The organism is Brevundimonas sp. PWP3-1b1, assembly GCF_049896065.1.
Lineage (GTDB): Bacteria > Pseudomonadota > Alphaproteobacteria > Caulobacterales > Caulobacteraceae > Brevundimonas > Brevundimonas intermedia_B.
Genome location: NZ_JAFCTO010000001.1, coordinates 1,382,916 through 1,404,514, shown reverse-complemented (window position 1 = coordinate 1,404,514; position 21,599 = coordinate 1,382,916). Strand labels below are relative to the sequence as shown.

Here is a 21,599-nt window from a genome sequence, read left to right as displayed (position 1 = left end):
TTCTGATACAAAACCCTCACGAATGAGGGGAAGATTTCTTAGTTGCCGCCCATCATGGAGGCGACTTCCGACGCGAAGTCGGGGCCTTCGACCTTCTCGACGCCTTCACCCAGCGCCAGGCGGACGAAGCCGGCCAGATGCAGGTTGGAGGAGCCCAGTTCCTTGGCCGAGTTGGCGACCAGCTGTTCGATGGTCACGTCCGGATCCATGACGAACGGCTGCTTGGACAGCACCACGTCCTTCTGGAACTTGTTGATCTGGCCTTCCACGATCTTGGCGATCATGGCTTCCGGGCGACCTTCTTCCTTTGCCTTTTCGGTCAGAACGGTGCGTTCCTTCTCGATGGCGGCGGGGTCAAGGTCGTCTGTGTTCAGGGACAGCGGAGCGGTTGCTGCAACGTGCATGGCGATCTTGCGGCCCAGTTCGCGAAGCGCAGTCTTGTCGCCCTCGCCTTCCAGAGCGACCAGCACGCCGATACGGCCCACGCCGGGCGAAACCGCGTTGTGGACGTAGGTCGAGACGACGCCTTCCGACACCGACAGGCGGGCGGCGCGGCGCAGTTGCATGTTCTCGCCGATAGTGGCGATCATGTTGGTCACTTCGTCCTGGACCGTCTTGCCGGCTTCCAGTTCGGCGCCGTGCAGGGCTTCGACCGAGTGATGGTCCAGACCCAGTTGGGCGAACGACTTGGCGGCGTTCTGGAACAGTTCGTTGCGGGCGACGAAGTCGGTTTCCGCGTTGAACTCGATGGCGGCGGCGACTTCGCCCTTGCCGTCTTCCTTGGACGCCACGGCGACCAGGCCTTCAGCGGCGACGCGGTCGGCCTTCTTGGCGGCCTTGGACAGGCCCTTGGCGCGCAGCCAGTCGATCGATGCTTCGATGTTGCCGTCGTTTTCGACCAGCGCCTTCTTGCAGTCCATCATGCCGACGCCCGAACGCTCGCGAAGTTCCTTCACGAGGGCGGCAGTGATCTCGGCCATGTTCTTCTCCTTGGGGGATTTCGTATGTGGGAACGGCCGGGCTGACTTAGCCCGGCCGTGTGTCAGTTCAACGCACGGCCTTCACCTTAACGCGGGAAGGCCAAGGACAGTCTCAGACTGCGGCCTTCTCGGTTTCGACGGCGTCGTTCGCTTCCGAAGTGGCGGCCTTGGCGGCTTCATCGGCGACGGCCGGTTCAGCAGCGGCTTCCAGCTCGGCAGCGACAGCTTCCGTACCGGCCGGAGCGGCGTCGGCTTCGACCGGGGTCGAGGCTTCACGCAGCATGGGCTCTTCCGGATTGATCGCAGCGCCCAGGTCCACGCCAGAGGCCGAAGCGCCGGCGGCCAGGCCGTCCAGGACGGCGTCGGCGATCAGGTCGCAATAGGTCTGGATGGCGCGGGCGGCGTCGTCGTTGCCGGGGACCGGATAGGTGATGCCGTCCGGATCCGAGTTGGTGTCCAGGATGGCGATGATCGGGATGTTCAGCTTGCGGGCTTCCTGGATCGCGATCGCTTCCTTGTTGGTGTCGATCACGAACATGATGTCCGGAATCGAACCCATATCCTTGATGCCGCCCAGCGACAGTTCCAGCTTGTCCTTCTCACGCTCCAGGTTCAGCAACTCCTTCTTGACGCGGCCTTCGCCGCCGTTCTCAAGAATGCCTTCCAGTTCGCGCAGACGGGCGATCGAGCCCGAGACGGTGCGCCAGTTGGTCAGCGTGCCGCCGAGCCAACGGTTGTTCATATAGTACTGGGCGCAGCGCTTGGCGGCTTCGGCGACAGGCTCTGCGGCCTGACGCTTGGTGCCGACGAACAGGACGCGGCCGCCCTTGGCGGCGACTTCGCGCACGGCCACCAGAGCCTGGTGGAACAGCGGCATCGTCTGCGACAGGTCGATGATGTGGATGTTCGAGCGCGAGCCGAAGATGTAGCGGTCCATCTTCGGGTTCCAGCGGTGCGTCTGGTGGCCGAAGTGAGCGCCTGCTTCAAGCAGGGTGCGCATCGAGAATTCTGGCAAAGCCATGATCGTTCAGTCCTTTTTCCGATCAAACGTGGCGCGGGGGATTAAAGATCTGACGACCCTCGGAATGGTGCGTCTCAGGATTTCTCCCCGAGACGCGCCTCACCCGCGTTGCGAAATGCGGGGGCCGTGTAGGCCGGATGGGCCGCAATAGCAAGCGTCGCCCTCCCCAACGCAAGAAAGGCGGCCCTTTCGGGACCGCCTTTCCAAGATCGATAGACAGCTTTCGCTAGTTCATCGCATCGAGCAGCGCCTGAGCGCGGTCACGATGGGCCGTGACGGGCGCGATCAGTTCGCGAGCCAGGGTCGCGAGCGCGGGGGCGTCTGTATTATCGTCAAAGCCGTTGAGCAGGGTCAGGGTCTCGTTGTGAGCGGCGACCTGCTGGTCCAGATAGACCTTGTCGAAATCGCCCGGCGTGGCGGCGTTCAGATTGTCGATCAGACCCTTGCGACGCTCGTCCAGAGCGGTCGGGATGGCGACGTTGGGCGCAGCGGCAGCGGCGGCCGTTCCAAGCTTCTCACCCGCAGCCGTGTGATCCTTGGTGATCATGGCGGCCAGGGCCTTGACGTCGGCGTTGGTCGATTTGGCGGCGGCGATCTTGGCGGCTTCAAGCTCATACATGTTGCTGGCGCCCAGGCCGGTGACGAAGCCGTCGACCGTATTGGCGCCCATGGTCATGGCCGAGGTCTGGCCGACGACGCCGGAGGTGGCGTCCTGGGTCGCGTTGACGGCTTCGCTGGTGTTCTGGGCGGCGCTGTCGCCACCCTGGTTGCAGGCGGCGAGAAGGGCCAGCGAGGCGACACTGGCGATGGCGAGATATTTCATTGGAACAGTCTCCCTATGGACTGACCAAACCCATCACGCCCCCGTGAGGTTCCGAAATATCAATAGCTTGACCATACCAAAGCCTGTCGCGACCTAGGCGTCCTCCAGCATCACTACGCCCGGCGCGGACTTCAGCGCGCCGCGCAGGGCGCCGTCCAGCCGGTAGCGGCCGGGAAGTTTGACCTCGACCTCCTGGCGGCCCTCCAGCGAGGCGACCAGGGAAATTTCGCCACCCTTGCCGATGGCGCCGGAGCGGGCGCGTTCCAGTCGCGCCTTCAGCGCTTCGGCGTCCGCGCTGCGCGCCGAAACGTGGATGCGCAGACCGATGTTGGCATCGTCCAGAAGGTTGTCCATGCGCGAGGCGTCGTCGCCGAAGAAGCGCACCTCCCCTTCCGACGACTTGGCGCGGACCCGCACCATGACCGACGCGCCGGGCTCCAGCACTTCGCGGCATTTGCGCAGTTGTTCGGGCGGGAACAGGCATTCGAACTCGCCCGTCGGATCCGAGAAGGTCACGAAGGCGAACTTCTCGCCCGTGCGCGCGCTGGCCCGCTCCTGTTTGCGACGCACGACGCCGGCCATCTGGAAGGCCTCGTGGCCGGCCTCGGCCAGGGGAATGGCCTCGGCGACGAAGGTGACGCGCTTGCGCTTCAGGGCCGAGGTCATCTCGTCCAGCGGGTGGCCGGACAGATAGAAGCCGACGGCCGACAGTTCGTGATCAAGCCGTTCCGGCCCGACCCAGGGCTCGACGGTCTTCAGGCGCGGACGGCCGGCGTGCGCTTGATCCCCCCCGAATAGCGAGACCTGCGACGAGGCGCGTTCGGCGGCCACGCTCTGGCAATACGCCATCAACACATCCGCCTGTTCGACCAGTTGGCGACGGTTGGAATGGATGCTGTCGAAGGCCCCGGCCTTGGCCAGGCCTTCCAGCGCACGCTTGTTGACGCTGCGCGGATCGACGCGTTCCAGGAAGTCGAAGATGTCGGCGAAACGTCCGCCCGTCTCGCGTACCTCAATGACGTGTTTCATCGCCTCCAGGCCGACGTTGCGGATCGCGCCAAGGGCGTAAAGCACCGCCCCCTTATCGTCGTCGAAGGCCACGTCGAAGTCGGCCGACGACCGGTTGATATCGGGCGAAAGCACCGGCACCTCGAACCGTCGCGCGTCCTGATAGAAGACCGCCAGCTTGTCGGTGTTCGACAGGTCCAGGCTCATCGAGGCGGCGAAGAACTCCACCGGCTGGTTGGCCTTCAGCCACCCCGTCTGGAAGGAGATCAGCGCATAGGCGGCGGCGTGCGACTTGTTGAAGCCGTAGCCGGCGAACTTGGCCACCAGATCGAAGATGGAGCCGGACTGAGCCTCGGGCACAATCTTTTCCAGCGCGCCGGCAATGAAGCGCGCCCGCTGGAAGTCCATCTCCTCCTTCTTCTTCTTGCCCATGGCGCGCCGCAGCAGGTCGGCCTCGCCCAGGCTGTAGCCCGCCAGGATCTGGGCGATCTTCATCACCTGTTCCTGGTAGATGATGACGCCGTAGGTCTCGGTCAGCACCTCCTTCAGGCTGGGGTGCAGATAATCGACCTCGGCCCGGCCGAACTTGCGGTCGATATAGGTGTCGATCATCTCCATCGGCCCCGGCCGATAAAGCGAGATCAGGGCGGTGATCTCTTCGATGGAGCCGCAACGCATCTTGCGCAGGGTGTCGCGCATGCCCTGGGATTCCAGCTGGAACACCCCGACCGTCTGGCCCGAGGCCATCAACTCATAGGTGCGCGCGTCGTCCAGCGGCAGGGTATTCCAATCCCGCGCGGCGCCGCGCCGTTCCAAATAGGCGCGCGCACGGTCCAGCACGGTCAGGGTCTTCAGGCCCAGGAAGTCGAACTTCACAAGGCCGGCCGGTTCGACCCATTTCATGTTGAACTGGGACGCCGGGATGGTGGAGCGCGGATCTTGATACAGCGGCACCAGCTCCGTCAGCGGCCGGTCGCCGATGACGATGCCGGCGGCGTGGGTCGAGGCGTTGCGGTACAGCCCCTCCAGCTCCAGCGCCGTTTCCAGCAGGGTGCGAACCGCCGGTTCGGCATCCCTCGCCTCCTTCAGGCGCGGCTCAAGCTCGATGGCCTGGGCCAGGGTGACGGGCGCGGCCGGGTTGTTCGGCACCATCTTGCAGAGCCGGTCCACCTGACCCAGCGGCATCTGCAGCACACGGCCCACATCGCGCAGCACGGCCCGCGCCTGAAGCGTGCCGAAGGTGATGATCTGGGCCACCCGGTCCTTGCCGTAACGGTCCTGGACATAGTCGATCACCTCCTCGCGCCGCTCCTGGCAGAAGTCGATGTCGAAGTCGGGCATGGAGACCCGCTCGGGGTTCAGAAACCGCTCGAACAGCAGGCCGAACCGCAAAGGGTCGAGATCGGTGATGGTCAGGGACCAGGCGACCAGCGAGCCGGCCCCGGAGCCCCGCCCAGGCCCCACGGGGATGCCGTGGGTCTTGGCCCATTTGATGAAGTCCGCCACGATGAGGAAGTAGCCCGGGAAACCCATCTGCTGGATGATCCCGACCTCCCATTCCAGCCGCGTCCAGTATTCCGCCTCGGGAAAGGCCGGCGCGACCTCGGTCAGGCGGACCTTCAGCCCCTCGCGCGCCTGATGCGCCAGTTCGTCGGCCTCGGAGCGCCCTGCCCCGGTGTCGAACCGCGGCAGGATGGGCGCATGGGTGTTGACCAGGAAGGCGCAACGGCGCGCGATGTCGATGGTGTTGTCGCAGGCCTCGGGCAGGTCGGCGAACAGTTCACGCATGACGGCGGCCGGCTTGAACCAGTGCTCACCGGTTATGCGGCGCCGATCCTCCTGGCCGGTGAAGGCGCCGTCGGCGATGCACAGAAGAGCGTCATGCGACTTCGCCTGCGCCGCCTTGGCGTAATAGACGTCGTTGGTGGCGACCAAGGGCGTGTCGTTGGCATAGGCCCATTCGACAAGGCCCGGCTCGGCCCGCTTCTCGTCATCGAGCCCGTGGCGTTGAAGCTCGACGTAGAAGCGGTCGCCGAAGGCCGCCTTCATGGTCGCCAGGGTCGCGGCGCCTTCAGCCTTGTTGCCTTGTGCGAACAGCGGATCGACCGGGCCGTCCGGGCCGCCGGACAGCAGGATCAATCCTTCGGAACGCGCGACGACCTGTTCCCAGGACACGCCCGGCTCGGCCATCTCGCCCGCATCCAGATAGGCTGACGACGACAGCGCACACAGGTTCAGCCACCCGGCCGTATTCTGAGCCACCACAACAACGGTCGGAACCTTGGCCCAGCGGGCCTTGATCTGGCCGCCGATGCCGAACACCGGCAGGGCGCACGCCACGAGAGGCTGGACGCCCGCCTCCTTGGCCGTCTGGCTGAACTCCAGCGCGCCGAACAGATTGGCCCGATCTGCGACCCCGACAGCCGGCATGCCCGCATCGGCGGCCAGCTTACCGACCTTGGCGGCCTTGATCGCGCCCTCCAGCAGCGAATAGGCCGAGCGGACCCGCAGATGGACGAAACCCTGACTGTTCACCGGCTCGCTCAATGCCTTCTCCGACTGCCGGCCCGCTCATTCGCGGCCTAGTCCGCCCTGACTCTCATATCGGGCGGCGATCAACCATCGTAAACCCGCTCTCGGGCGGATGGGCTGTGGATCACTGACTTCAGACGGTCATCGGCAAAAACACCGTCTAATCCGTCTAATTCGTCTGACCTCAGGCGCCGGTGACGTTGATCGCTACGGTCCAGACCATCAGCACGAAGCCGCCGCACGACGCCAGCGACAGCATATCTCTCATCAAACGCGGCATGACATTGTCTCCCACCAATCCGATATGTTCCGCTAATGTTCTATGTTGGCTTTTTGTTCTCGTCAACCATCGTGTTTGAAACCATTCGACCGACGCCGTCGTAGTGAGTGGAAAGGGAGATCGACCGATGTCTAATCGCACCACGCTCGCCGCGCTCGCATCCCTGACCATCGGGGTGCTGGCGCTCGGCGCACCCCTGCCCCGCCCGGCCGAGGCCCAGACGACGCCGGCGGTTCAAACGGCCATCTTCGCGGGCGGCTGTTTCTGGTCCGAGGAAAAGGCGTTCGACGACCTGCCCGGCGTGCGTTCGGCGGTGTCCGGCTTCGTCGGCGGCCATACCGCCAATCCGACCTACGAACAGGTGGTGCGAGGCCGCACGGGTCATATGGAAGCTGTGCAGGTCACGTTCGATCCGCAGGTCGTCAGCTATCGCGCCCTGGTCGATCGCTACTGGCGCACCATCGATCCGACCGATCCCAACGGTCAGTTCTGCGATCAGGGGCCGTCCTATCGGGCCGCCGTTTTCGCCACGGGCGCCCAGCGCGCAGACGCCGTCGCCTCACGCGATGCGGCCATGCGTATCTTGAGAAAGAGCTTCACCACGCCGGTCGTCGGCGTTCAGCGCTTCTGGCCGGCGGGGGCGGAGCATCAGGACTACGCCAAGCGACACGCCGCCAGCTATCAGGCCTATCGGGTCGGTTGCCGCCGCCCCGAACGCCTGAGGGCGATCTGGGGCGACGCCGCCGTCAGCTGATTTCAGTACGCCTGGCTCTGGGCTGCGCGCTCTTCCAGATGACCGTCCTTCAGGGCGAAGACGCGGTCCATATGGCCGGCCAGCTCCATATTGTGGGTGGCGATCAGGGCGGCGACGCCTGTGTTCTTGGCCAGGTCGCGCAGGGCTTCGAACACAGACTGGCTGGTGGTCGGATCCAGATTGCCGGTCGGTTCATCGGCCAGCAGCAGACGCGGGCCATTGGCCAGGGCCCGGCCTATGGCGACCCGTTGCTGTTCCCCGCCTGACAACTGAGCCGGCTGGTGCGTCAGGCGTTCGCCCAGGCCCAGGGCCGTCAGGGTGACCTCGGCGCGTTTTCGGGATTCGTCCTGTGGCAGCCCCGCGATCCGCATCGGCAGGGCGACGTTGTCGCGCGCATCGAACTCGGGCAGCAGATGGTGGAACTGATAGACGAAGCCGATCCGGCCCAGACGCAGGCGCGTGCGGGCGCGCTCGTCCAGATTTCCCACCTGTTCGCCGTCGATGGCGACCGTGCCGCTGGTCGGTTTCTCCAACAGGCCTGCGGCGTGCAGCAGGGACGATTTGCCCGAGCCCGAAGGGCCGATCAGCCCGACCAGTTCGCCCGGAAACACGTCCAGATCGACGCCTTTCAGCACGGTCAGGCCACCCTGGGCGGTGTCATAGGTGCGGGTCAGGCCGCGCACCGACAGGATAGGAGCCTTACTCATAGCGGAGCGCCTCCACGGGATCGATGCGAGATGCGGTCCAGGACGGCGGCAGGCTGGCGATACAGCTCATCAACAGCGACCAGAAGGTCACCCAGGCCACGTCGGCCGGATCGACCAGGGCCGGAATGGCGTCCAGCATATAGACGTCGGAATCGAACAGTTTGGTCTGCAGCACGAACTCCAGGAAGTGCTGGATCGAGCCGATGTTCCAGCAGAACAGCAGCCCCAACACCAACCCCGCGATGGTGCCCGCCACGCCGATCATGGCGCCGGCCATGAAGAAGACGCGCAGGATGGACGACGGACTGGCCCCGATCGTGCGCAGGATGGCTATGTCGCGGCCCTTGTTCTTCACAAGCATGACGATGCCGGAGATGATGTTCATGGCGGCGATGGCGACGACCAGACCCAGGATGATGCTCATGGCCACCCGCTCGACCTTCAGCGCGCCATAGAAGGCGGCGAGGCGTTCGCGCCAGTCGCTGACGACCGCGCCGGGGCCGGCCGCATCTCGGATGGCGGCGGTCAGGGCGCCGACCTGATCGGGGTCATCGACCTTGATCTCGATGGCGTCCCAGACGCCTTCCTTGCCGAAGAAAAGCTGCTGTTGCTCCAGCGGCATGAAGATGAAGGCGCGGTCGTAGTCGGCGGCGCCCGAGCGGAACAAGCCGCCGACGAAATAGGTCTTCTCCAGCCCGCCCAGATTGCCAAAGGCGCTGTCGGCGCCGGTGGGCGAATACAGGGTGACCGGATCACCGACGCGCAGTCCCATCGAGGTCGCCAGGGCAGCGCCGACCAGGATGCGGTCGCCGCCGTATGGGCCCTTGCCGAAGCCGGCGCGCTCCTGCGGCGTCAGGCTGTCGAACACATACTGGGTCTTGGCCAGGTCTTCGGGACGGATGCCCTTGGCGATGGCGCCGGTCGTATAGCCGCCGACGCGGATCAGGCTCTGCGCCTCGTTCAGCGGGCTGGCGCTGGCGACGCCCGGCACGGCCTGGATCCGCTTGAGCGCGGCTTCGCGATCCGGCGAGGTCAGGACCGCGCCCTGTACATACATATGCCCGTTGAAGGCCAGCATCCGGCCCAGCAGCTCGCTGCGGAAGCCGGACATGATGCTCATGACGCTGATCAGGACGGCGACGGCCAGCATGATGCCGATGAAGCTGATCACGGCGATGGTGGCGACGCCGCCCTCCTTGCGCTTGGCGCGGAGATAACGGAGGGCCAGGCCGATCTCCCACGAGGAGAAGGCGCCGGAAGGACGGGACGGCAGGCTCAAGCGGTCAGCCTTTCGATGGCTTCGGCGAGCGGCACGGAGACCTTCTCACCGGTGGCGCGGCGCTTCAGCTCGACCACGCCGTCGGCCAGGCCCTTGGGACCGATGGTCAGCTGCCACGGCACGCCGATCAGGTCGGCGGTGGCGAACTTGCCGCCCGGACGTTCGTCGGTGTCGTCGTACAGCACGTCCTTGCCGAGCTTTTCCAACTGGGCGACCGCGTCCTCGCAGGCGGCCGAGACGGCGGCGTCATTGGCGCGCAGATTGATCACGACCACGTCGAACGGGGCCACGGCGTCCGGCCAGATGATGCCGCCCTCGTCATGGCTGGCCTCGATGATGGCGCCCAGCAGGCGCGAGACGCCGACGCCGTAGCTGCCCATGTGGACCTCGGCGTCCTGACCGTCCGGTCCGGCGACCTTGGCCTTCATCGGGGCGGAATATTTCGTGCCGAAATAGAAGATATGGCCGACCTCGATGCCGCGCGCCGATAGGCGGTCGCCTTCGGCGGTCTGGGTCTCGAACTGGGCTTCGTCGTGCATTTCCTCGGTCGCGGCGTAAAGCGCGGTGCGCTCATCGACGATGGATTGGAGATCATCCCAGTCCACATCCGCGCCGGGCGCCGGCATTTCGACCAGGGCCTTGTCGCAGAAGACCGCGCTCTCGCCCGTCTCGGCCAGGACGATGAACTCGTGGCTCAGGTCGCCGCCGATGGGGCCGGTGTCGGCGCGCATCGGCACGGCCTTCAGACCCATGCGGGCGAAGGTGTTCAGATAGGCCACGAACATGCGGTTGTAGGCCTTGCGGGCCGAGGCCTCGTCCACGTCGAAGGAATAGGCGTCCTTCATCAGGAACTCGCGACCGCGCATGACGCCGAAGCGGGGCCGGCGCTCGTCGCGGAACTTCCACTGGATATGAAACAGGTTCAGCGGCAGCGACTTGTAGGACTTCACATAGGCGCGGAAGATGTCGGTGATCATCTCCTCGTTGGTCGGGCCGTACAGAAGCTCGCGCTCATGCCGGTCGGTGATGCGCAGCATCTCGGGGCCGTAGGCGTCGTAGCGACCACTCTCGCGCCACAGATCGGCCAGTTGCAGCGTCGGCATCAGCAGTTCGACCGCCCCGGCCCGCTGCTGCTCCTCGCGCACGATCTGCTCGATCTTGCGCAGCACCCGCAGGCCCAGCGGCAGCCAGGCGTAGATGCCGGCGGCCTCCTGCTTGATCATGCCGGCGCGCAGCATCAGCTGGTGCGAGACGATCTGGGCGTCCGAAGGGGCTTCCTTCAGCGTGGGCAGGAAAAAGCGCGACAGGCGCATGATGGGGAATCCTAGGCGTAGAGACGGAACAAGGCTTTAGCCGCTGGACCGGGGCGAAAGCTAGGCCGGGTTGCGGTTTAGACGGCCGGGCCGTTGGCGAAGTTCGGCAAGGGCAGCCAGCCGGTGAAGATCAGCACCATGACGAACACCCACACCAGGGCCGAGACCCAGGTGGTGGTCAGGAACTTCTTCTTCAGGTTCGGGGTCGTGGGCGCGCCCCATTGCGTGCCGTCGGTCGGCGGCTCGTGCGTCTCGCGCGACGTGCCCAAAGGCAGCACGGCGAACAGCACCGTCCACCAGGCGATGATGTAGATGCCGACCATGGTGAAGACGCCGATGGGCATGACGGACCTCTAGGGATGGGGCCGGCCGACGCCGTAGCGGGCGGCCAGATAGGGGGCGATGGCGTGATCCTGAAGGAAGCGACGCCCGGTCGTTTCGCTGACCTGTGCGTCTGGCCAGTCGAGCGTGTCGTCCAGGATCAGGATGGGGCAGCTTTGATGCGTCTCGCCGACCTGGGCGATGACCGGCTGACGCGGACGGGGGTGGTCGAGATAGACGACCTCCAGCGCGTCGCGGAGTCGAGGATAGAAGGCCAGCACGCCCTCGATATAGGCGCCGGGCGGGCAAAACCACGGTCCGCCCTGATCGTCGTGCCAGTCGGGGTTCAACAGGAAGAGTCGCTCGGCCATTCGCGTGGATATATCCGAGTTGAGCCGGTTGTCGCGACCGCTATTCGCATTCCGCCCCGAACCCCGGCGCGCGAAGGGCCAACAGGATGGACGATCTGGCCTGCTGGGTGATCGCCCCCGACCCCTGCAGCACACAGCCGACAGCGGTGTTGGAGTTCGGCGCCAAGAGACCATAGGTCAGCCCCTCGGCCGCCAGTCGCGCCTGCGCGCCCTTCAGCATCTCGACGGCCGTGGCGACGCGGGCGGGGTCGTTGGTGATGCGGGTCATCTCGTGCAGCGCCTCGCCCGAACTGGGGAAGTCATAGGCGTTCGGGTCGAACGGCGCGATCTCGGCGGACAGGCGGTCGGGGTGGGTGTCGATACCGAACTTGGCGTTCTGGCTGGCGGAAAAGGCGATGGCCGGCCCGCTCTCTGGCACCACCAGAATATAGGCGTGGCGCGGAAACAGCAGATATTGCGCCAGGAACTTGGTCACCGGCACCAGCGGCATATCGTCCGGCCCCAGAGCGTGGGCGCCGACATAGACGCCTGACGGCACGCTGCGCGCATCGATCCGGCCGTTCAGCTTCAGGATCCGATCCACCATCACATGGTCGAGCAGGAAGACGCCGTCCTCGGCCTCGCGCTCCAGGAAGGCGTGGATGGCGACGGTGTCGGGCGCCGGTCCAAGGTCGCGGCCATAGACGGTAGGAAAGGCCGTGGGCGACATGGGCGCCCCGTCCGGCGAGCTGAACCACAGCACGCGCAGTTCGTGCACCGTGCGGGACAGCGGATCCTCGCCGCGAAACGTCGACAGGCTGAGCACCAGATTGACGGCGGCGAACAGGGCGACGAAGCCGACCACCCCCTGCCCCGCGATCACCGCCCAGCGCCGCCAGCCATGCAGCGGATGCCGGGCATGACGCACCCGTTCCAGCAGGCGGCGCGCGCGGGTGGGTTTGTCAGACATGGGTTCCCCCGACCGTTCAGGCGCAGGAAATGCGCCTGAACGGTCAAGGTTGCATCAGACCCGCAGGACGACGGTCTCGACGATGGGACGGCGATCCCAGATCTGCTGGCTGGCCTTCTTCAGTACGCGAGCCACAGCCTGTTCGATGACCATTTCGTCGTCCAGGGCGTCGCCCTTCAGACCCTTGATCACCTGCTCGACCCGCTCGGCCAGCTTGTCCAGTGCGTCGCCCAGGGGCGTGCCGGTGTCGCCGGGCAGGCCGACGCTACGGATGTCGATGTCGCTGGCGATGCGACCGCGCTTGTCCAAGGCGAAGCTGACGATCAGCACGCCGTTGGTCGAGGCGTGGCGACGCTCCTTCAGGGCCTCGCCCTGTTCGGTCACCAGCATGCCGCCGTCGACGTACAGGCGGCCGCTCGGCACCTCGTCGATGATCTTGGCCGGGCCAGGCGCCAGGCGGACCATGTCGCCGTTGCGCGGCGTGACGGTCTCCTTGATGCCGATGTCCTTGGCCAGGTTGGCGTGTTCAAGCAAGAAGCGGCGCACGCCGTGGGTCGGGACGGCGATCTGCGGCCGGACCCAGTCGTACATCTGCTTCAGTTCGTCACGGCACGGGTGGCCCGAGACGTGGATGCCGGGGTGATCCTTCTCGGTGTAGAGGCGCACGCCCCGGTCCGCGAGACGGTCCTGCAGATTGCCGATGGCCAGTTCGTTGCCGGGGATCTGGCGCGACGAGAAGATGCAGTGATCGCCCAGACCCAGTTTGACGACCGGGTGGGTGCCGTCGGCGACGCGGGACAATGCCGCACGGGCCTCGCCCTGGCTGCCGGTGCACAGATACAGGATCTGGTCAGCCGGCCAGACGCGGGCCTCTTCGTCCGACAGGAAGGGTTTCACGTCCTGCAGCATGCCGACGTGTTTGGCGGCCGCCGTGATCTTGTGCATCGAGCGACCGGCCAGGCACACGCGGCGTCCGCAGGCCTCGGCCGCGCGGATCACGCTGTCCATCCGGGCGACGTTGGAGGCGAAACAGCCCACAGCGACCCGGCCCTTGAGGCTGCCGATCAGTTTGGAGATGGCGACGGCCACATCGCCTTCGGACCCGGCGACGCCGGGCACAAAAACGTTGGTCGAGTCGCAGACCATGGCCAGCACGCCTTCATCGCCCATGGCGCGGATGGCGGGGGCGTCGGTTTTCTCACCGATGATCGGCTGGTCGTCGATCTTCCAGTCGCCGGTGTGGAACACCATGCCCAATGGGGTGTCGATGGCCAGGCCGCTCGGCTCGGCGATGGAGTGGCTCATGTTAACGAAGGTCACGCCGAACGAGCCCACATCGACGGTTCCGCCCAGCGGCACCTCGATCACCTGGACCTCGTCAAAGATACCGCGCTCGCGCAGCTTGTCCTTGATCAGATAGGCGGTGAAGGGGGTGGCGTAGACCGGCGCCTTGATGCGCGGCCACAGCCAGCCGAGAGCGCCGATGTGATCCTCGTGCGCGTGGGTCAGCATGATGCCCTTGATGTTCTCGCCTTCCAGGAAGGCGGGATCGGGCACGATCACGTCCACGCCGGGCGTGGACAGGTCGCCGAAGGTGACGCCGACATCGACGATCAACCATTCACGATTGTCCGCCGGGCCGAAGCCATAGGCGTTGAGGTTCATACCGACTTCGTCGGAGCCGCCCAGAGGCAGGAAAACGAGTTCGTCTTGGTTTTGCTTTTTCATTCAATCAGTCAAATGGGCGTTACGACGCCAGATTTCGAGGAGGCCGCGAATAGTTAAATCGGGATCGAAGTGATCGATGCTGTCGGTCGCGCCTTCGAACAGGCTGGCGACGCCGCCGGTGCCGATTACGGTCATGGGCCGCGCCCACTCCGCCTTGATGCGCTGGACCAGGCCTTCGATCAACGAAATATAGCCCCAGAAGACGCCGGACTGCATGGCCTCGACCGTGCCCTTGCCGATGACGTGTTCGGGTTTCTGGATGGCGATGCGGGGCAGTTTGGCCGCCGCCTCGTGAAGCGCCTGAAGCGACAGATTGATGCCGGGCGCGATCAGACCGCCTTCGAACGCGCCGTCAGCGGACACGATGTCGAAGGTCGTCGCCGTGCCGCTGTCGATCAGCAGCAGGTCGCCGGGATACATCAGCGACGCCCCGACCGCATTGACCAGCCGGTCGGCGCCGGCCTCGCTGGGCTTGGCGATCCGCACCTCGATGCCCAGTTCGGCATTCTCGCCGATCACCAGGGGTTCGATGTTCAGATAGCGCCGCGCCAGATTGCGCAGGTTGAAGATCGATTGCGGCACGACGCTGGAGATGATGCAGCCACTCAGGGCGTCGAACTCCAGCCCCTTCATGACCATCAACTGGTTCAGCCAGACGGCGTATTCGTCGGCCGTGCGGCTGGCCTCGGTGGCGGCGCGCCACTGCGCGATCCAATCCGAGCCGTCGTGAACCGCGAACAGCGTATTGGTATTGCCCTGCTCGATCGCCAGCAGCATCAGGCGGCCTTCCCGAAGAAGACGTCGCCAGCCGAGATCAAACGCACCGAACCATCGTCCAAACGCAGGCGCAGCGCACCGTCCGGCTCAACGCCCTCGGCCAAACCTTCCAGGGTTTCATTGTCCAGTCGAGCGACGCACGGGCCGTTCAGCCCGGTCAGGCGGCTGGTCCAGGCGTCCAGCACCGGCTCGAAGCCCATCGTCTGCCAACGGCCCCACCAGACGGCGAAGGTCTCAGCCAGAATCTCGGCGGCGGCCTCGATGGGCGGCGCGAAGGCGAGGTCGTCTCGCAGTTTTTCTGCGATCGCCGCAGATGCTTTTTCCGTGCCTTCAGGGGCATGGGTCAGATTCACGCCGATGCCGATGGCCAGCCAAAGCCCGCCTGACGCATGCGCGCCGCTTTCGACAAGAATGCCGCACGCCTTGCGATTGTCCAGCAACACGTCATTCGGCCATTTGATCGAGACCAGGGCCGGAGAGACGAAGACGTCCAGCAGATCGGCGACGGCCAGGGCGGCGATGAAGGTCGCCTGAGCGGCCTCGCGCGGCGTCGCATGAACCCTGATGAGAAGGGTTGCCGCCAGATTGCCCGGCTTGTCGATCCAGCCTCGTCCACGACGCCCCCGACCCGCCGTCTGACGACGGGCGATGATCCACTTGGGGCCGACTTCGCCGGCCTCAGCCAGCCGTCGGGCTTCCGACAGCGTCGAATCGACTTCGTCGAGAATGACCAGGGGGACGGGCGTCAACGCCCTACCCGTTCCCGAAGCCGGCGCTCGCAACCTTGGTCAGCGGCTCCAGCCAGGTCAGGCCGACAATCACCAGCGGGAAGGCGAAGGCGGCGCAGGCCCACCCGATCCATTTGGCTTCGACCGGGGCGGCATCCGTCGCGATGTCGTCCACGGGCGCATCGAACCACATCAGCTTGAGGATGCGCAGATAGTAGAAGGCGGCGACGACAGAGGCGACCAGACCGGCGGCGGCGACAGGCCACAGGCCGGCGTCCGCAGCGGCGCCGAACACATAGTACTTGCCCCAGAAGCCCGAGAACGGCGGCATGCCCAAAACCGACAGCGACAGGATGGTCAGCGCCACGGCCGTCAGGGGACGATCCTTCTTCAAACCGGCGAGGTCGGCGATGCGACGGATCGGACGGCCCGACTTGGACAGGCTGAGCAGGATGGCGAAGAAGCCCAACTGGTCGATGACGTACAGGGTCATGAACATCAGCATGGCCTGCAGGCCCTCGGCCGTGCCCGCTGCGATGCCCAGAAGCGCATAGCCGATGTTGGCGATCGACGAATAGGCCAGCAGACGCTGGATGTCTTTCTGCGCTAGGCCGCCGAAGGCGCCGACGACGAAGCTGATCAGCGAGATGGCGATCAGAACCTGAGACCATTGGGCGTGGGCGTCGCCGAAGCCGTGCTCCAGCGCGCGGGCGATCAGGACCATGGCGGCGACCTTGGGGGCCGTCGCGAACAGGGCTACGACCGGCGTCGGGGCGCCCTCATAGACGTCGGGCGTCCACATGTGGAACGGCGCGGCCGAAACCTTGAACGCCAGACCGCAGATCAGGAATACCAGGCCGAAGACCAGGCCGGGACCGGGGTTGTCCTGGGCGAAGGCGGCGATGTCCTCGAAGCGCATCGAACCGGCGAAGCCATAGATCAGGCTGGAGCCATAAAGCAGCAGGCCCGACGACAGGGCGCCCAGGACGAAATACTTCAGGCCCGCTTCCGATGCCTTGACGTCGTTGCGGTGGAAGGCAGCCAGCACATAGAGGGCCAGCGAATGCAGCTCGATGCCCACATACATGGAGATCAGGTCGCCCGAAGACGCCATCATCCCCATGCCGACCGAGGCCAGCACGATCAGGACCGGATATTCGAACTTGGCGATGCGCGTGCGCTTCATCCAGCCGTCGCCGAGAACGACCGCCACGGCGGCCGACAGATAGATCAGGCTCTTGGCGTAGATGGCCAGCGGATCGGCGACATAGGCGCCGTTGAAGGCCACGCCCCACGGGCCGACGATGGCGATGACCGATGCGGCGATCAGCAACAGGACCGACAGGATCGAGACCAGACGGGCGCTCTTGTCGCCGATGAAGGCGCCGACCATCAGCAGGACCAGGGCGCCGACCGCAAGGGTGACTTCCGAGGCGGCGAGATGCAGGGCGGAGGACAAATCAGGCATTATGGTCTCACCCGCCGATCGCGGCGCGATAGGCGCTGGTCAGGGCCTCGACGGCAGGCCCGGTGTAATCGAGGACGGCGGCCGGATAGACCCCCAGCCAGATGGTGCCGATGATCAAGGGCACGAACAGCAGCAGTTCGCGCTTGTCGATGTCGGTGATGGTCTCAAGCTTCGGATTGGTGATCTCGCCGAACATGACCGCGCGGTAAAGCGTCAGCGCATAGACCGCCGAGAAGATCACACCCGAGGCCGCCACCAGAGCCGCCCAGGTCGAGGCCTGATAGGCGCCCGTCATGGTCAGCACTTCGCCGACGAAGCCCGACGTGCCCGGCAGGCCGACGTTGGCCATGGTGAACATCAGGAAGATGGCCGCATACCAGGGCATGCGCGACGTCAGGCCGCCGTAGAAGGCGATCTCGCGAGTGTGCATCCGGTCGTAGACCACGCCGACGCACAGGAACAGCGCGCCCGAGATCAGACCGTGGCTGATCATCTGGAAGATGGCGCCCTGCATGCCGACGTCATTGCCCGAGAAGATGCCCAGGGTGACGAAGCCCATGTGGGCCACGGACGAATAGGCGATCAGCTTCTTGATGTCCGTCTGACGCCAGGCGACCAGCGACGTATAGACGATGGCGATCACCGACAGGGTGAAGACCAGCGGACGGAACATCTCGGACGCGACCGGGAACATCGGCACGTTGAACAGGATGAAGCCGTAACCGCCCAGCTTCAGCAGGATGCCGGCCAGGATGACCGAGCCCGCCGTCGGCGCCTGGACGTGGGCGTCGGGCAACCAGGTATGGACCGGCCACATCGGCATCTTGACCGCGAACGAGGCGAAGAAGGCCAGCCAGAGAAGCGGCTGAACCGCCGGGTCGAAGGCGTACTGCTTCAGTTCGGGGATGCTGGTGGTGCCGGCCTCATGCGCCATCCACAGCATCGCCAGCAGCATCAGGACGGACCCCAGCAGGGTGTAGAGGAAGAACTTGTAGGCCGCATAGATCCGGTTGGCGCCGCCCCAGATGCCGATGATCAGGAACATCGGCACCAGCGTGCCTTCGAAGAAAATGTAGAAGAGGAACAGGTCCAGCGACGTGAACACGCCGATGACCAGCGTCTCCAGCACCAGGAAGGCGATCATATATTCGACGACGCGCGTCTCGATCGACTTCCAGCTGGCCAGGATGCAGATCGGCATCAGGAAGGCCGTCAGCAGAACGAACAGGACCGAAATCCCGTCGACGCCCAGGTGATAGCTGGCGCCGGCGAACCAGGGGACCATCTCCACGAACTGATAGCCGGTGTTCGCCGGATCGAAGCCGGCGACCAGCACGACCGAAACCGCCAGGGCGACCAGGGTCGTGACCAGAGCGATCCAACGCGCGGCCGGAGCGGCGGCGTCGGCCGACTTGAAGGTCAGCCGGGCGACGAAGAGCGCCAGGGCCCCGATCAGGGGCAGGAATGTAACGAGGCTCAGGATGTAGGGCACGAGATCAGGCTCCCCACGCGAGGATGGCGAAGGTGAGCAGACCGGCGACCCCCAGCAGCATCACGAAGGCATAATAATAGACGAATCCGGACTGGAACTTCGACAGCCACCCGGCGGATTTCAGCGACACCCAGGCGGCGCCGTTCGGGCCAAGACCGTCGATGATCTTCACGTCGACGATCTTCCAGAAGGCGTCGCCGATGGCCTTGAAGCCGCGCACGAAGACGAAGTCGTACAGCTCGTCGAAATACCACTTGTTGTACAGGAAGTTGTACACGAACCCTCCCCGCTCGGCCATGCGACGGCCCATGCCTTCGCGAGCGACGTAGATCCAGTAGGCGAAGGCCGTGCCGATCAGGGTCAGGATCAGCGGCGACCATTTCACCCAGGTCGGGACGTCGTGGCTTTCGTGCAGGACGTGGTTGTTCTCTCCGGTGAAGATCGCGCCGCGCCAGAACTCGTGCTCGTGATGGCCGATGAAGTGCGGCGCGAAGACAAATCCCGCAGCGACAGCGCCGACCGACAGCAGGATCAGCGGAACCAGCATCACCCACGGGCTCTCATGCGGCTTCAGCGGGCCATGATGGCCGTGGTCGTCGTGAGCGTGATCGTCATGCGCGCCGTGCGCGACGGTAGGGCCGTGATCGTCCGCGTCGGGCAGCGGCTCGGAGTGCGTCTCCAGTTGCGCGTCCGTGGCGTGATCGTCGGCGTGGTGCGCGCCCTCTTCCTTCCACACCGGTTTGTTGTGGAAGGTCATGAAGACCAGGCGCCACGAATAGTAGGCCGTCAGACCGGCGGCGATGATGCCGACGAAGAAGGCGAACAGACCGATGGCGGAGTGACCCGAGGCCGCCGAGGCGTAGGCGCTCTCGATGATCGAATCCTTGGAATAGAAGCCGGCGAAGCCGCCGACGCCGGGGATGCCCAGGCCGGTGATGGCGATGGTGCCGATGGTCATCACCGCATAGGTGACGGGCAGCAGCTTCCACAGTCCGCCCATCTTCCGCATGTCCTGCTCGTGGTGCATGCCGTGGATCACCGAGCCGGCGCCGAGGAACAGCAGGGCCTTGAAGAAGGCGTGCGTGAACAGGTGGAACATGGCGGCCTGATAGGCGCCGACGCCCGCCGCGAAGAACATGTAGCCCAGCTGCGAACAGGTCGAATAGGCGATGACCCGCTTGATGTCGTTCTGGGTCAGGCCGACGGTCGCGGCGAACAGGGCCGTGATCGCGCCGATGATGGCGATGATCTGCGACGCGCCCGGCGCATACTCATAGATCGGCGACAGCAGGCAGACCATGTAGACGCCCGCGGTCACCATGGTGGCGGCATGGATCAGGGCCGACACGGGCGTCGGGCCTTCCATCGCGTCCGGCAACCAGGTGTGCAGGAAGAACTGGGCCGACTTGCCCATGGCGCCGATGAACAGCAGGAAGCCGGCCAGATCCAGGGCGGACCACTGGACGCCCAGGAACTCCCACGTCGTGTTCGCCTTGGTGGCGATCATCGGGAACAGTTCGGCGAACTCGATCGTGCCGTACATCCAGAAGATCGTCATGATCCCCAGCACGAAGCCGAAGTCGCCGACGCGGTTGACGACGAAGGCCTTGATGGCGGCGGCGCTGGCCGTCGGCTTCTTGAACCAGAAGCCGATCAGCAGATAGGACGCCAGGCCCACGCCTTCCCAGCCGAAGAAGATCTGCATGAAGTCGGCGGCCGTCACCAGCGCCAGCATCATGAAGGTGAACAGCGACAGATAGGCGAAGAAGCGCGGCCGGCTGTCGTCCTCGGCCATATAGCCCCAGGAATACAGGTGGACCAGCGACGAGACGCTGGTCACCACGATCAGCATGGTCGCCGACAGGGCGTCGATGCGGATCGACCAGGCCGACTGGAAGTCGCCGACATTGATGAAGGGCGCCAGGCGAATGGTGAAGGGCTCCATATGGCCCCAGGTCCATTGCCCGAACACCGTCCAGGCGACGGCGCACGAGAAGAACAGCAGGCCGGTCGTGACGGCCTGCGACGGGATATTGCCGATCCGGCGTCCGAAGAAGCCGGCGATGGCCGCGCCCAGCAGCGGGGCGAAGATCCCGAGAATGACGAGGGTATGGAAAGTCACGCTCAACCCTTCATCACGGAGGCGTCGTCGACGGCGATGTCGCCGCGGTTACGGAAGAAGGTCACCAGAATGGCCAGGCCGACGGCGGCCTCGGCCGCGGCGACGGTCAGGACGAACATCGCCATGATCTGCCCGCTGATGTCGTTCAGATAGGTCGAGAAGGCGACGAAGTTGATGTTCACCGCCAGCAGGATCAGCTCGATCGACATCAGGATGATGATGACGTTCTTGCGGTTCACGAAGATGCCGAACACCCCGATGGTGAACAGGATCGCGGCGACCGTCAGATAGTGGGTCAGACCGATGTCCATCAGAGAAGCTCCTCGGCGCTGACGCCCTCGCCCGTCGCGGCAGGCTTGATCTCGACCGACTTGCGACGGTCACGGTTCACCTGATCGCCGGGGTTCTGGCGTTTGATATTCGGCTTGTGGCGCAGCGTCAGGGTGATGGCGCCGATCATCGCGATCAGCAGCACGATCCCGGCCGCCTGGAAGAAGTAGACGTAGTCCGTGTAGAGCACGCGACCGATGGCCTCGACATTGGTGACGCTGGCGTCCGGCGCGCCCGGCGCCGGCAGGCCCGCCGCCGCGCCGCCCTGCACCACGGCGACCGAGACGATGATCATTTCCACCAGCAGCACGGCGGCGATGATCGCCCCCAGCGGCAGGTAGCGCGCGTAACCTTCGCGCAGCTTCAGGAAGTCCACGTCCAGCATCATGACGACGAACAGGAACAGCACCGCGACCGCGCCGACATAGACGACGACCAGCAGCATCGCCAGGAACTCGGCGCCCAGCAGGACGAACAGACCGGCCGAGGAGAAGAAGGCCAGGATCAACCACAGCACGCTGTGCACGGGGTTGCGCGCGGTCACGACCAGAAGGCCGGAAACCGTGGCGACCGCCGCCAGCAGATAGAAGGCTATGCCTTGCAGCATGTCGGGACG

Annotated in this window: 19 protein-coding genes; 1 reads left to right on the top strand and 18 read right to left on the bottom strand. The window is 65.2% G+C overall.

Annotated features, from left to right (window positions below; all coding sequences use genetic code 11):
* Positions 1-38: 38 nt before the first annotated feature.
* The 4 genes from tsf to dnaE all read right to left on the bottom strand — a co-directional run bounded on the left by tsf (position 39) and on the right by dnaE (position 6,379).
* Complete coding sequence (gene tsf / locus ACP69V_RS06855; RefSeq protein WP_135195904.1) at positions 39-980, bottom strand: translation elongation factor Ts; 942 nt, start codon at positions 978-980, stop codon at positions 39-41.
* Between the two features lie 112 nt (positions 981-1,092).
* Complete coding sequence (gene rpsB / locus ACP69V_RS06850) at positions 1,093-2,001, bottom strand: 30S ribosomal protein S2 (RefSeq protein WP_346495296.1); 909 nt, start codon at positions 1,999-2,001, stop codon at positions 1,093-1,095.
* Between the two features lie 226 nt (positions 2,002-2,227).
* Complete coding sequence (locus tag ACP69V_RS06845; RefSeq protein WP_426016694.1) at positions 2,228-2,824, bottom strand: DUF4142 domain-containing protein; 597 nt, start codon at positions 2,822-2,824, stop codon at positions 2,228-2,230.
* A gap of 93 nt (positions 2,825-2,917) precedes the next feature.
* Complete coding sequence (gene dnaE / locus ACP69V_RS06840) at positions 2,918-6,379, bottom strand: DNA polymerase III subunit alpha (protein WP_426023202.1); 3,462 nt, start codon at positions 6,377-6,379, stop codon at positions 2,918-2,920.
* A gap of 392 nt (positions 6,380-6,771) precedes the next feature.
* Here dnaE and msrA point away from each other — a divergent pair, with 392 nt between their 5' ends.
* On the top strand, positions 6,772-7,398 hold the full coding sequence (gene msrA / locus ACP69V_RS06835) for a peptide-methionine (S)-S-oxide reductase MsrA (RefSeq protein WP_426023201.1): 627 nt from the start codon (positions 6,772-6,774) through the stop codon (positions 7,396-7,398).
* A 2-nt stretch (positions 7,399-7,400) separates the two neighbouring features.
* Here msrA and ACP69V_RS06830 read toward each other — a convergent pair whose 3' ends face one another.
* The 14 genes from ACP69V_RS06830 to ACP69V_RS06765 all read right to left on the bottom strand — a co-directional run bounded on the left by ACP69V_RS06830 (position 7,401) and on the right by ACP69V_RS06765 (position 21,590).
* A complete protein-coding gene (locus ACP69V_RS06830) occupies positions 7,401-8,105 on the bottom strand; it encodes an ABC transporter ATP-binding protein (protein ID WP_426023200.1) in 705 nt (234 codons plus the stop codon).
* On the bottom strand, positions 8,098-9,384 hold the full coding sequence (locus ACP69V_RS06825; protein ID WP_426023199.1) for a lipoprotein-releasing ABC transporter permease subunit: 1,287 nt from the start codon (positions 9,382-9,384) through the stop codon (positions 8,098-8,100). The genes ACP69V_RS06830 and ACP69V_RS06825 overlap by 8 nt, the downstream gene beginning before the upstream one ends.
* Positions 9,381-10,697 carry a proline--tRNA ligase gene (gene proS / locus ACP69V_RS06820; protein ID WP_426023198.1) on the bottom strand — a complete coding sequence of 439 codons (1,317 nt, stop codon included), beginning with the start codon at positions 10,695-10,697 and terminating at the stop codon, positions 9,381-9,383. The genes ACP69V_RS06825 and proS overlap by 4 nt, the downstream gene beginning before the upstream one ends.
* Positions 10,698-10,774: 77 nt before the next feature.
* On the bottom strand, positions 10,775-11,041 hold the full coding sequence (locus tag ACP69V_RS06815; RefSeq protein WP_426016683.1) for a DUF1467 family protein: 267 nt from the start codon (positions 11,039-11,041) through the stop codon (positions 10,775-10,777).
* 9 nt (positions 11,042-11,050) lie between these two features.
* The gene (locus ACP69V_RS06810) at positions 11,051-11,389 is read right to left on the bottom strand and encodes a DUF3088 family protein (protein WP_426023197.1); all 339 of its coding nucleotides are present in this window, start codon (positions 11,387-11,389) and stop codon (positions 11,051-11,053) included.
* A gap of 40 nt (positions 11,390-11,429) precedes the next feature.
* On the bottom strand, positions 11,430-12,338 hold the full coding sequence (locus ACP69V_RS06805) for a hypothetical protein (protein ID WP_426023196.1): 909 nt from the start codon (positions 12,336-12,338) through the stop codon (positions 11,430-11,432).
* A 54-nt stretch (positions 12,339-12,392) separates the two neighbouring features.
* Positions 12,393-14,066, bottom strand: coding sequence for a ribonuclease J (locus ACP69V_RS06800; RefSeq protein WP_426023195.1), 1,674 nt, complete (start codon positions 14,064-14,066; stop codon positions 12,393-12,395).
* Complete coding sequence (locus ACP69V_RS06795) at positions 14,067-14,846, bottom strand: type III pantothenate kinase (RefSeq protein ID WP_426019566.1); 780 nt, start codon at positions 14,844-14,846, stop codon at positions 14,067-14,069.
* Entirely contained in the window at positions 14,843-15,592 is a 750-nt protein-coding gene (locus ACP69V_RS06790) for a biotin--[acetyl-CoA-carboxylase] ligase (protein ID WP_426023194.1), read from the bottom strand. Before ACP69V_RS06790 ends, ACP69V_RS06795 begins: the two co-directional genes overlap by 4 nt.
* 4 nt (positions 15,593-15,596) lie before the next feature.
* On the bottom strand, positions 15,597-17,039 hold the full coding sequence (nuoN, locus tag ACP69V_RS06785) for an NADH-quinone oxidoreductase subunit NuoN (RefSeq protein ID WP_426023193.1): 1,443 nt from the start codon (positions 17,037-17,039) through the stop codon (positions 15,597-15,599).
* Positions 17,040-17,046: 7 nt separating this feature from the next.
* Positions 17,047-18,531, bottom strand: a complete 1,485-nt coding sequence (locus ACP69V_RS06780) for an NADH-quinone oxidoreductase subunit M (protein ID WP_426023192.1) — start codon at positions 18,529-18,531, stop codon at positions 17,047-17,049.
* A gap of 4 nt (positions 18,532-18,535) precedes the next feature.
* A complete protein-coding gene (nuoL, locus tag ACP69V_RS06775) occupies positions 18,536-20,653 on the bottom strand; it encodes an NADH-quinone oxidoreductase subunit L (RefSeq protein WP_426023191.1) in 2,118 nt (705 codons plus the stop codon).
* Positions 20,654-20,655: 2 nt separating this feature from the next.
* Positions 20,656-20,964, bottom strand: coding sequence for an NADH-quinone oxidoreductase subunit NuoK (gene nuoK, locus ACP69V_RS06770; protein ID WP_135195887.1), 309 nt, complete (start codon positions 20,962-20,964; stop codon positions 20,656-20,658).
* On the bottom strand, positions 20,964-21,590 hold the full coding sequence (locus tag ACP69V_RS06765) for an NADH-quinone oxidoreductase subunit J (protein WP_135195886.1): 627 nt from the start codon (positions 21,588-21,590) through the stop codon (positions 20,964-20,966). Before ACP69V_RS06765 ends, nuoK begins: the two co-directional genes overlap by 1 nt.
* Between the last annotated feature and the right edge of the window lie 9 nt (positions 21,591-21,599).

What these genes read in the sequence shown, in the direction of transcription:
- tsf (WP_135195904.1), bottom strand. Translation starts at nt 980, where the DNA reads ATGGCCGAGATCACTGCCGCCCTCGTGAAGGAACTTCGCGAGCGTTCG.
- rpsB (WP_346495296.1), bottom strand. Translation starts at nt 2,001, where the DNA reads ATGGCTTTGCCAGAATTCTCGATGCGCACCCTGCTTGAAGCAGGCGCT.
- ACP69V_RS06845 (WP_426016694.1), bottom strand. Translation starts at nt 2,824, where the DNA reads ATGAAATATCTCGCCATCGCCAGTGTCGCCTCGCTGGCCCTTCTCGCC.
- msrA (WP_426023201.1), top strand. Translation starts at nt 6,772, where the DNA reads ATGTCTAATCGCACCACGCTCGCCGCGCTCGCATCCCTGACCATCGGG.
- ACP69V_RS06830 (WP_426023200.1), bottom strand. Translation starts at nt 8,105, where the DNA reads ATGAGTAAGGCTCCTATCCTGTCGGTGCGCGGCCTGACCCGCACCTAT.
- proS (WP_426023198.1), bottom strand. Translation starts at nt 10,697, where the DNA reads ATGCGCCTGTCGCGCTTTTTCCTGCCCACGCTGAAGGAAGCCCCTTCG.
- ACP69V_RS06815 (WP_426016683.1), bottom strand. Translation starts at nt 11,041, where the DNA reads ATGCCCATCGGCGTCTTCACCATGGTCGGCATCTACATCATCGCCTGG.
- ACP69V_RS06810 (WP_426023197.1), bottom strand. Translation starts at nt 11,389, where the DNA reads ATGGCCGAGCGACTCTTCCTGTTGAACCCCGACTGGCACGACGATCAG.
- ACP69V_RS06805 (WP_426023196.1), bottom strand. Translation starts at nt 12,338, where the DNA reads ATGTCTGACAAACCCACCCGCGCGCGCCGCCTGCTGGAACGGGTGCGT.
- ACP69V_RS06800 (WP_426023195.1), bottom strand. Translation starts at nt 14,066, where the DNA reads ATGAAAAAGCAAAACCAAGACGAACTCGTTTTCCTGCCTCTGGGCGGC.
- nuoN (WP_426023193.1), bottom strand. Translation starts at nt 17,039, where the DNA reads ATGCCTGATTTGTCCTCCGCCCTGCATCTCGCCGCCTCGGAAGTCACC.
- nuoK (WP_135195887.1), bottom strand. Translation starts at nt 20,964, where the DNA reads ATGGACATCGGTCTGACCCACTATCTGACGGTCGCCGCGATCCTGTTC.
- ACP69V_RS06765 (WP_135195886.1), bottom strand. Translation starts at nt 21,590, where the DNA reads ATGCTGCAAGGCATAGCCTTCTATCTGCTGGCGGCGGTCGCCACGGTT.